Source organism: Nostoc sp. ChiSLP03a, assembly GCF_034531215.2.
Lineage (GTDB): Bacteria > Cyanobacteriota > Cyanobacteriia > Cyanobacteriales > Nostocaceae > Nostoc.
Genome location: NZ_JAVRBQ020000159.1, coordinates 17681 through 28233, shown reverse-complemented (window position 1 = coordinate 28233; position 10553 = coordinate 17681). Strand labels below are relative to the sequence as shown.

Sequence of the window (10553 nt, the reverse complement as noted above, 5' to 3'; positions counted from 1 at the left end):
ATGTGAAGTTGCACATATCTTGATACCCCTAAATCCCCCTTGAAAAGGGGGACTTTGATAGATGTTTTTCCGGTTCCCCCCTTTTTAAGGGGGGTTAGGGGGGATCGAATTCTATGCAGCTTTATAAAAAATTGGTATAAGGTATTCAGACTTTATAGTAATTTAAGCTCATGCTACGCCAAATCTCTTTGGGAACACTCGGTCTAACTATCGGCGGCATATTAACTATCATTGGCTTTATCGCCTATGCTGATAATAATGCCACACTCAATCTTGTCGGATTTTTTTACGGGATTCCTCTACTATTAGGAGGACTGGCACTAAAAGCGAATGAACTTAAGCCAGTACCATTTACCCAAACTACGTCACCATCAGCATTGAGACTGCGCCAGCAACAAGCAACTGATACGCAAAATAAAATTCGCAAAGACATTACCCGATATTGCTACGGTCAAGATGCTCATCTAGATACAACACTTTCTTTTCTGGGTTTGAGTCCCACTGACCAAGAACGGCCAACAGTGACAGGGTTACGAGAAACGGAAGTTAATGGGAGCTACGCCCTAATTTTAGAATTTGATTCACCGCTAATACCGATTGATGTGTGGCAAAAAAAGCATGAAAAAATGACCAATTATTTTGGTCCTGGTTTGGAAATTCAAATAACGCAGCCATCTGAAAATACAATTGAGCTAGCGCTAATCAATACTCAAAAAGAATCACTAGTCAGTAGTCAATAGTCAAGAGCAAAAATTATCGTTCCCCAAATTTCATACCTTTATGACTTGTTGTTACCTATATTTTTGCAACAGTCAAAATAATTAATAGTTCATAATTATTAGTAGTAGACTCTGTAGGCTCCATACTCTTATTAACCACCAAATTTTTGATGAGCAGTGTGGATTACTGTACAGTGTCTTGAACTATGAATTATGAATTAGTAATTATTCTTTTTGGAGAATTTCCTTAACCAAGATTTAACTCCCCAACTTTTTCAAAAAGTCGGGGAGGTAGTCAGAAGTTTTTTATTAATATTTTTTTGGGATTCTCTTAAGCATTTATCAAAAAGTTACTTTTCTAAACGAACTGCGTACCACTGTAAATATTTTCCAGGACCAATATCTAATTCACAACTAGTGTCAATTAAATATTGGGCTTGAGTTTCCACAGTATTAAACTTTTGCAAGTCAGGCGGTAAATCTTGAATTATAAGTTGTTGAAGAGTTATTTTGAGCTTTTCTAATAGCTCTGATGATGTCATAAACTGTTCTGGTTGATTTGTTTCTAGAACAACAAAATTATCCTGCTGGTACATTAATGAGTCTGGCATTTTAAAGATTTAGCGAATGTCAATAGATTTGAATGGTTTTTGGAAGAACTTTTGCTTGTTTGTGTAGTCAACTTTAATTTTGGACGGTTTATGGCTAGAACGAAATGGTTATGAATGTCACTTGAAAATAAAGTTTTGCACTAAGTTTTTTCTCAATCTTATGTAATTATACTAAACCTGAGCAAACCTTGTCGGATAGACTAAATAAATTTCAGTCAGATGATATTAGTATTTAGTATTAGCTATCTTCTGAGGGGACTTTGGTGATTGCTTTTTCTTGTATCACTGGGTTTATAAACTAACTACATAACTACATAATTAGGGTGTGTATTTGTAATTCTCAAAAAAATTGTAATTTAACTTTAACAATAGGGAAATATAAAAGTAACATTTTCTCCCATAACCATCGCTGAACAAAAAGGCAGCAATTGCCTTCGTGTTCAAATTACAGATTGTCTATGCAACTTATTTATCTACCGCTTGCTTGGCCCGACAACATTGGGCAGTCCATTGTCAAAAAACAGTTGATTGTGAAGCCAGACACGCCTTTGCCGCAAATCCTGGCATTGATGAAAATAGCAATCGCCCCCATGCAATTGAGTTGCACAGCCTTTTTCAGGATAGTCCCGCAAGTGGAAGGCAACTCATGTCAGGCATAAGCCCATTTTCTGTTTCTAAGCAACCACCACTGATTTTAGTGGCTGATGATGACAAGACCATCCGGGTATTGTTGCGTAAAGCAATGGAACAAGAAGGTTATCGAGTAGTCGAGGTCAATGATGGTAAGCAATGTTTAGATGCTTACGAGACTATCAAACCGGATATAGTTTTGCTAGATGCTGTAATGCCTGTGATGGACGGCTTTACCTGCTGTAAGCACTTGCTCCAGATTGCTAGGAATAATTTAATCTCAGCCCTTGCCACCTTTGATACTGACTCGACTCTTAACAATACGGTCATGTCCAAGATATGGGAGCGCACTCCCATCTTGATGATCACATGCTTGGACGATGAGGAATCTGTAAACCGTGCTTTTGAAGCGGGAGCGACTGATTATGTCACTAAGCCAATTCACTGGCCTGTATTACGCCAGCGGTTGCGTCGACTGCTACAGCAAGCACAAGTATACAAACAGTTAGAGGCGGCAAACGAAGCTTTGCATCACCTTGCCAATGTAGATGGCTTAACTGAGTTAGCTAATCGTCGCCGCTTTGACGATTATCTCAATACTCAATGGATTAATCTCGCACAAGAGGGATTTCCTTTGTCAATGATTTTGTGTGATATCGACTTTTTTAAATTTTATAATGATAAATATGGCCATCCAGCAGGGGATGTATGTTTACAAAAGGTGGGTGCTGTCTTAAGCCTTAAGGCACAAAAACATCAGGATTTAGTAGCGCGTTATGGTGGCGAAGAATTTGCTGTGATTATGCCATACACTCCTGCATCTGGCGCACTTCACGTTGCCGCCGCAATTCGAGCGGGAATCAAAGATTTGCAAATTGTTCATCACGGTTCTGCGGTGAGTCAGCACGTCACTCTCAGTATGGGCGTGGCAACTGTTGTCCCGACTTGGGAATCTTCACCTTCAGAGTTGATCGTGCTGGCAGATAAAGCACTCTATCAAGCAAAGGCCAGGGGACGCGATCGCTTTGTCTCAAGTTCTTAATTGTCATTTGTCATTGGTCATTTGTCATTAAGTGTTGCTAGTTTTTTTTACCAATGCCCCATGCCCAATGCCCCAATACCTAAGAAGGATAAACTGGCAGTGTGAAGTGAAACCATGCTCCATTATTGGGCGCAGAGTCTACCCAAATTTGGCCATAGTGTGCTAGAACAATGCGTTGGCATAGACAAAGACCAATGCCGTAACCTTCTGTACCTTCATCCCGTTGCAGGCGGAAGTGGTTTTCAAAGATGCGATCGCGATTCTCCACAGGAATACCAGGCCCAGTATCGCCAATACTAAACTGAACTTTTTGGGTAGTGCGGTGCAATCCGGCGATGCTAATTTTGCCACCTTCTGGGGTGTATTTGATGGCATTATCCAACAGATTCACCAGCACTTGCCGGATGCGTTCTGGGTCAGCATATACATAAGGTAAGTCATTGGGAATATCTGTTTCGACCTCTTGGGACTTAGCGGTGTAGCGATCGCACAATTCTTCTAGTACATCTAAGCATAGTTTACCTAGTTGTATTTTTTGTGGTAAAATCGGAAACTCAGTATCTTTGCCTCGACCTACCTGCAAAAGGTCGGCAATCATCCGATCGATGATCTTAGTTTGATTACGGGCTTGTTTTAATAGATGGGCCGTTAAGGATGGTTTAAGGCGCTGAAATTGGCCTGTTTCTAAATTGTAGTTAGATTGGAGAGTTTCGATGGCGATCGCGGCGGCAGTTAGGGGATTGCGGAGATCGTGTGCCAGCATCGAAATCACCCGATCTTTAAACTGTAGCTGCTCTTGGAGGTTATCTTTTTCCTGTTTTAAGCGAAAAATTTCGTCTGAGAGTCGGATCAGTTCGGCAGAAACAGCAACTGAACGGATAGTGGATTTGGGTAATGTCACTCTAGGATTATCGTCTATCCGTTCTTGTAAGTCTTCCTGTAATTTCAAATAGGCGTCTACAGCGGCTTGCCAGCGAGGCCACCAGTTTTTCAATTGGGCTATGATATTACTTCCAGCCAAAACCTGCCGTGGTTCCGGGTGAATTTTAATTAAAGCTGGCGTTGCTACCAATTTAAAGTGTTCTGCTAAGTAAGGTTGTTGACCAACATCAATAGTTTGAAGTTCAAAACTATACTCAACCTGCAACTCTTTTAAGTAAGCACGTATTCGCTGCACCTGTTGACGGGACTTGGGACGTCCATCGACAAACAGTAACAGCTGGAGTGGAGCCTCAGAATAAATAGGCTGATCCTGGGAAACTTGCATGTAATCGTGTTTCAGCACTGGTAACAACCCGGTGACGCTTTACAGAAAGTAAAAAGGACTGACGGTTGTCGATGGTCGTTGTTTTTTCTTCTTAATATCTATTTTAGATTTTCATACTCCTATCCGATCTGCGTTTTTGACATCAAACGTGTCTTTTTCTGCCTTTTGCTCCCTTTTGGTGAACTTCATCTCCAATAAACACTCAAGCCTCTTGAATATAAGTCTTAATTTGCCCTTATACCAATTTAATGTGAAGTTACACATATCTAGATCCCCCTAAATCCCCCGATAAATTGGGGGACTTTGATATGTTTTTCTGGTTCCCCCCTTTATAAGGGGAGCCAGCGCGGTCTTGGGGGTTTCCCCCATGAGCGACTGGCGTGGGCTAGGGGGGAACGAATTCTATGCAGCTTTATAAAAAATTGGTATTAGTCATTGAAACTTCTCCAAACTTGTCGTAATTCTTCTCAATAAATCCTCTTCTCCTAATTCTATATTCGGACTTACACTTAAATAGTGTCCGTAACTGGTTGTTAAAAACTATATTGGCACGCAAAATAGAAGTTGACAAGAGAGTAAAAGTACAAAGTATACGGACATTTTTGATGAGTCGAAAAGGTCAATCTATTACACTGTCGATATCAGAACGTGATAAAGCCGAGCTAGAAGCGATCGCTCGTGAATTCGGTATGATGTGGGGCGATCGCCCGAATATCTCTAAGCTGATAGAAGCGATCGCTCAACGTAAGTTACTCATCGGTAACAATAATGATTGGAAAGAATCACGCATCTGTGCATTACATCGGTGTATCACTGCTTTGACAGATATCGGACAAATTGAACAAGCCAAAATTATTGCAAACTTGCTTCTCGAACGCAGTGAATTATCTATACCGCTAAGAAACGAAATCGAACGTTTCTTAGAGAATCTTCCCCCAGCTTGGCGCTTACAAATAGATAACTACATCCAGCGAAACCAACCATTTCAGCTTTCCTATCAAGATGCAGCAGGGCGATTATTAAACTTTACAGTTCGCCATGCCAAAGTTACACCCCACGAAAAGCGGCAATATCTCGATTGCTGGTGTGAAGAAACAGAAGGGAACTTCGATATCCCAGAATTAACTCATAACTGGAGTTTACGTCTAGACAGAATTACGGATGCTGCTGTGACTTCAATTTCTGGTGAGTGGCGTACTAACTTAGATGAAATAAAAGTAGAAATGCATTTATTCGCAGGTTTGGCGTTTGCTTATCAAGCTAAACCAGAAGACGAAATTAATGAATGGCTACCAGATAAACCGCGAGTCCGCCAAGTGATCAGGCGAGTATCTAGTACATTTTGGTTTATGCGCGAAGTCATGCAGTACGCGCCAGATTGTGTAGTGATATTACCAGAAAATGTGCGCGATCGCCTTAAACAAAAACTCCTCACTCTATGCCAGTTATACGATATCGAAACCAAAAGTTAAGTCTTGTGGGATAGGCATCTTGCCTGCCTGGTTGTTGAGCGTAGTCGAAACACTGCCTCCAGCCTTTTTTTGTAAAAATTCTTTCTGTTGAATAACCCATTGGGGCGGATTCTAGCAGTTGTAGCAGGAGTGAGCGGTTTCCTTTTGGGAGCAGTGACGATGCTATTATTACGTCGCAGGACTAAGCCGCGAACCGAAAGGATGTAGCAAATAAAGTGGGAACAAGTACCTATCAACCCAGTAAAAATATTAGCTTTCATCGCCGTCTCAAAGCAACCCTAGTAGTTTTATTAGTCTGGGGTGGCGTGAGTTTGCTGCACTGGCTACCAAAAACACAATGGTTGATGCTGGGATTAACAGCAATCCTGACTGTGCAAACGTTACGGATGCTGTTAGCCAAACCAGCGGCGGTGATGGATAGTGAAATTTATTTACCGTCAGTCTCGATTTTAGTTCCGGCTAAAAATGAAAGTCCAGTCTTGGCTAATCTAGTTTACTGCTTATGCCAACTTAATTATCCCAGCGATTCCCTAGACATTTGGGTTGTTGATGACAGTAGTACCGATGAAACGCCCCAGGTTTTGAAAGAATTACAAACTCAATTTCCAGCTTTACAAGTTCATCGACGGGAATCAAAAGGTGGTAAATCAGGCGCATTGAATGCGGTGTTTCCCTTTACTCAAGGGGAGATTATCCTAGTCTGTGATGCGGATGCTCAGTTAAAAGCCAATTTTCTCCAGCAAACAATACCTCTGTTCCATCAGCAAGGTATCGGTGCAGTGCAAGTGCGAAAAGCGATTTCTAATGCTAATACCAATTTCTTAACTTGTTGTCAGCAGATGGAAATGAACTGTGATAGCTTTCTACAAACCCATCGCATTGCTGTTGATGGAATGTCTGAACTGCGCGGTAATGGAATGTTAGTTCGTCGGGAATTGTTAGAAAAGTGTCAAGGTTGGAATGAGAACACTGTCACCGATGATTTGGATCTTTGTTTCAAACTCTATTTAGCAGGTACGGAAATTGAGTTTGTTACAGTTCCATCAATTCAGGAAGAAGGTGTAACTACTTGGGAAAAACTTTGGAATCAACGCTGTCGTTGGGCTGAAGGTGGCTATCAGCGTTATCTAGATTATTTTCCGCAAATTCTGACTTTAGGTTGGGCAAAAGAAATTGATTTAATATTATTTTTTATATTGCAATTTCTTCTACCAATTGGACTAATACCCGACTTACTTTGGACAATTTTTTATAGCCATCATCCAGTTCTGTTTCCCCTCCAGACACTACTTGGCATCATTCTGACAATTGCCTTTATTGCTGGACTTTACCAATTTCAAAATTTACGAGGATGGTCTTTGGTTTGGGCAACAATTCAAGGGTCATTATACATGATGCATTGGATTCCTGTGATGATTGTGGCCACTTCAAAGATGTGTGTGCAGCACGAGCGATCGCTCTGGGTAAAAACTGAACATCGGGGAGGAGTTCATTGAAGGAAAATTATTTAGTAAAAAAAGGTTAAAGGGAAAAAATTTTGAGTTTATTTACCCTTTTCCCCGACAAATGCCAAGAAGTCTAATCAAAATGTCACAGCTTCTAGACATAACCAAGGGTGGTTAATTCGTAGAAGCTGTGATTAAACTTGGCGTTTTTTTGATGAGATGAGATATTAGCTAATTTAATCCATCAGATGCTGCTGTACTTTGGAAACAAGTTCATTTGTCCAGTAGTTGGCGAGTTCGGCATTGGCTGCTTCCACCATTACTCTAATGACTGGTTCTGTGCCAGAGGCGCGAACCAAAATTCTGCCGGAATCGCCCATTGCAGCTTCAGCAAGAGCGATCGCTTGTTGCACAGGTTGGCAATCTTGCCATCCCAAACGGCGATCGCGATCGACAACGCGCACGTTCCGTAATAATTGTGGATAGGTTTGGAAGCTTCGATCTACTAATTCGCTCAAGGGAACACCCGCCTCTCTCACCAAAGATGCTATGTGTAATGCGGTTAACAAGCCATCCCCAGTCACAGCATAGTGACGGCAAAGAATATGCCCTGATTGTTCGCCACCTAGCATTCCCCCAGTGCGCTGCATTTCGGCTTGCACGTATTGGTCGCCAACTGCGGTACGAATTAAGTTACCACCAATTTGCTGCCAAGCTTTCTCAAAGCCTAAGTTGGCCATGACTGTAGATACAATCAAGTTGTCTGGCAATTGTTGGTTTTGTTGTAAGTGTCGTCCCCACAGGTAGAGAATGTAATCGCCGTTAACTTGCCTGCCTGTATTGTCTACTGCTAAGACGCGATCGGCATCGCCATCGAAGCCAAAGCCGATATCGGCGTTGTGTTCTTGTACCGTTGCTGCCAGAATGTCTAGGTGCGTGGAACCACAGTTAACATTAATGCGATCGCCATCTGCTTCGTTATGCAAGCAGATTACCTCCGCTCCCATTTGGGTAAATACTGATGGTGCTAACCCAACTGCGGCTCCCCACGCCAAGTCTAAAACAATCTTCATTCCCTGAAGATTTAAGGCACCATTCAAGGGTTTTTTCAACGCCGAGCTATAATCTTCCACTAACTCGAAACGTGAGTAATGCCGTCCGCAATTACTGACTCTCGCGATCGGTGATATCTTGCCACGCAGTCCCGCTTCAATTTCTGTCTGCAAGATTTGCGGTAACTTCCCACCATTGCCAGCAAAAACCTTAATTCCATTGTCTTCAGGAGGATTGTGGCTAGCAGAAATCATCACTCCGCCAATGGCATCACTGATACTGGTGAGATAGGCAACGCAAGGAGTGGGACATAATCCCAAATACCAAACCTCTAACCCCGCTGCTGTTAACCCTGCACTCAAAGCCATTGCCAGCATATCGCTGGAGTTTCTAGAATCCTGTCCGAGAATGACTGGCCCTACTTGAGTAGCATGGTTACGTAAAACAATCCCCGTCCAAAAACCAACTTGCAATGCTAGAGGCGCATTCAGTAATTCTCCGACTCGCCCGCGAATCCCATCTGTGCCAAATAAGGGATTTGCTGGTAATGGGATTAAATTCAGTCCAAAACTGCTCTCAATCCCTTTGCCCAATCCCTCAACTTCAGAAGTAGAACCTCCAGAAATGCCCGATGTCCGAGTTATAGATGAAACCATATTTTTAAACACTCCACACAATCACACTGAAAAATAAATAGCACTTAAGACTTTATTCAGCAATTTTGACATGCTTTTTCTCTTTATAAATTCATTTTAGATCGAGCCACCTTTACGTAATAATACTGAATTCTTCTTTCTAAGATTGTAAATCTTTGATAAAGTCAGTATTGGTTTTTACTTTATTAGTAAAGTCTCCACATCTTAGCTGATTATTCCTTTTCTGCCGACAAATTTCGTTTTGATTTTTATCTGTATTAGTTCACACTCGATCATGCTATCACCAAGTTAGTATGTAATAAATGTTACTTTTGTTAAATTGCAAAATTTTTCACCCAAGCTGAGAATGAAAAAGATTTAGCTAATACAACAAAAAATCAAAATCCTCAAATCTAAAATTCTGTTCTCTTAGCCTTATCGCTGTGTAAAAAACTACAAAATCATCGCAGCTTAAAAAATTTTAATATAAATTCTCATCAAATAGTTTTAAGGTAACGTTTTAATGGCTTTTTTAGCCGTTAGTGAATTAAAACTCCGGCAGTTAACTTTTTAAAGTTGAGAAATTTAGCATGAGCAGCAATTTAGCAACCAAATTACGTGTAGGCACTAAGAAAGCCCACACAATGGCAGAAAATGTTGGTTTTGTCAAGTGCTTTTTAAAAGGAGTAGTGGAAAAAAACTCTTACCGGAAACTTGTTGCTAACTTCTACTTCGTCTACTCAGCGATGGAAGAGGAAATAGAAAAGCACCGCCAGCACCCAATAGTTTCTAAAATTAACTTTCCTCAGCTAAACCGCAAGCATAGCTTAGAGCAAGACCTGAGTTATTATTTTGGTGCAAACTGGAGAGAGCAAATCAAACTATCTCCCGCAGGTGAAGCTTATGTACAGCGCATCCGAGAAATATCTGCTACAGAACCGGAATTGTTAATCGCTCATTCATACACTCGTTACATAGGTGACTTATCCGGGGGACAAATTCTCAAAAATATTGCTGTAACAGCGATGAATTTGTCTGATGGACAAGGAACAGCCTTTTATGAGTTTCCAGAAATTCCTGATGAGAAGGCATTCAAAACCAAATATCGGCAAACTTTGGATGAATTACCCCTTGACGAGGCGGCAACCGATCGCATCGTTGATGAAGCTAACGCCGCCTTTGGCACGAACATGAAGCTATTCCAGGAATTGGAAGGTAATTTGATCAAGTCGATCGGTGTGATGCTGTATAATAGTCTTACACGGCGTCGTACACGTGGTAGTACTGAGCTCGTCACAGCTGAGTAATCGTGTTGAGATTGCGGAGTCTGGTGTGTGGAGTCATAAGTCTAGATGGCCTAATGAAAGGTAATTCATAGGTGTTTCTGGCGAAAGAGCGATCGACGCTCAAAATATTTAGGGGCAATAGCCTTGTGACTGCTTTTGAGATGTGAAAGTAAGCATGGGGAGATTGCCCCTCAGTTTTGATTGGATTGGGAATTGGGAAGATAAGTATCTGGATTCAAAATCCCAACCAAATTGCTGTAAGTATATCGAGTCACGACATCGAAAAAATTGTCGCGATCGAGTCCAATTAATTAAAAACTACGGTAATACGATAGAGTTGTGGTATATTACCACCATCAGAAAATTGTCTACTTGTAAACTCCGAATAGTTTC

8 protein-coding genes are annotated in these 10553 nt (G+C 41.3%); 5 read left to right on the top strand and 3 right to left on the bottom strand.

Annotated features, from left to right (window positions below; translation table 11 throughout):
* Window positions 1–170 precede the first annotated feature (170 nt).
* Window positions 171–740 (top strand): DUF2854 domain-containing protein, encoded by a 570-nt coding sequence (locus RMY32_RS27155; RefSeq protein WP_322710851.1) that lies wholly within the window; start codon window positions 171–173, stop codon window positions 738–740.
* Between the two features lie 329 nt (window positions 741–1069).
* Here the strand turns inward: RMY32_RS27155 and RMY32_RS27150 are convergent, their stop codons facing one another.
* Window positions 1070–1330, bottom strand: coding sequence for a chlororespiratory reduction protein 7 (locus tag RMY32_RS27150; protein WP_322669736.1), 261 nt, complete (start codon window positions 1328–1330; stop codon window positions 1070–1072).
* Window positions 1331–1976: 646 nt separating this feature from the next.
* On the opposite strand from RMY32_RS27150, the gene RMY32_RS27145 reads away from it, so the two are divergent.
* Complete coding sequence (locus RMY32_RS27145; RefSeq protein ID WP_322710853.1) at window positions 1977–3002, top strand: PleD family two-component system response regulator; 1026 nt, start codon at window positions 1977–1979, stop codon at window positions 3000–3002.
* Window positions 3003–3081: 79 nt separating this feature from the next.
* Here RMY32_RS27145 and RMY32_RS27140 read toward each other — a convergent pair whose 3' ends face one another.
* Window positions 3082–4287 carry a histidine kinase gene (locus RMY32_RS27140; RefSeq protein WP_322710850.1) on the bottom strand — a complete coding sequence of 402 codons (1206 nt, stop codon included), beginning with the start codon at window positions 4285–4287 and terminating at the stop codon, window positions 3082–3084.
* Between the two features lie 587 nt (window positions 4288–4874).
* On the opposite strand from RMY32_RS27140, the gene RMY32_RS27135 reads away from it, so the two are divergent.
* Window positions 4875–5741 (top strand): WYL domain-containing protein, encoded by an 867-nt coding sequence (locus RMY32_RS27135; protein WP_322710849.1) that lies wholly within the window; start codon window positions 4875–4877, stop codon window positions 5739–5741.
* Between the two features lie 215 nt (window positions 5742–5956).
* Window positions 5957–7237 carry a glycosyltransferase family 2 protein gene (locus RMY32_RS27130; RefSeq protein ID WP_322710848.1) on the top strand — a complete coding sequence of 427 codons (1281 nt, stop codon included), beginning with the start codon at window positions 5957–5959 and terminating at the stop codon, window positions 7235–7237.
* 185 nt (window positions 7238–7422) lie between these two features.
* Here RMY32_RS27130 and glmM read toward each other — a convergent pair whose 3' ends face one another.
* Window positions 7423–8895 (bottom strand): phosphoglucosamine mutase, encoded by a 1473-nt coding sequence (gene glmM, locus RMY32_RS27125; protein ID WP_322710847.1) that lies wholly within the window; start codon window positions 8893–8895, stop codon window positions 7423–7425.
* A gap of 569 nt (window positions 8896–9464) precedes the next feature.
* On the opposite strand from glmM, the gene RMY32_RS27120 reads away from it, so the two are divergent.
* Window positions 9465–10181: a heme oxygenase (biliverdin-producing) gene (locus RMY32_RS27120; RefSeq protein WP_322667120.1), complete on the top strand. Its 717-nt coding sequence runs from the start codon at window positions 9465–9467 to the stop codon at window positions 10179–10181.
* Window positions 10182–10553: the final 372 nt, after the last annotated feature.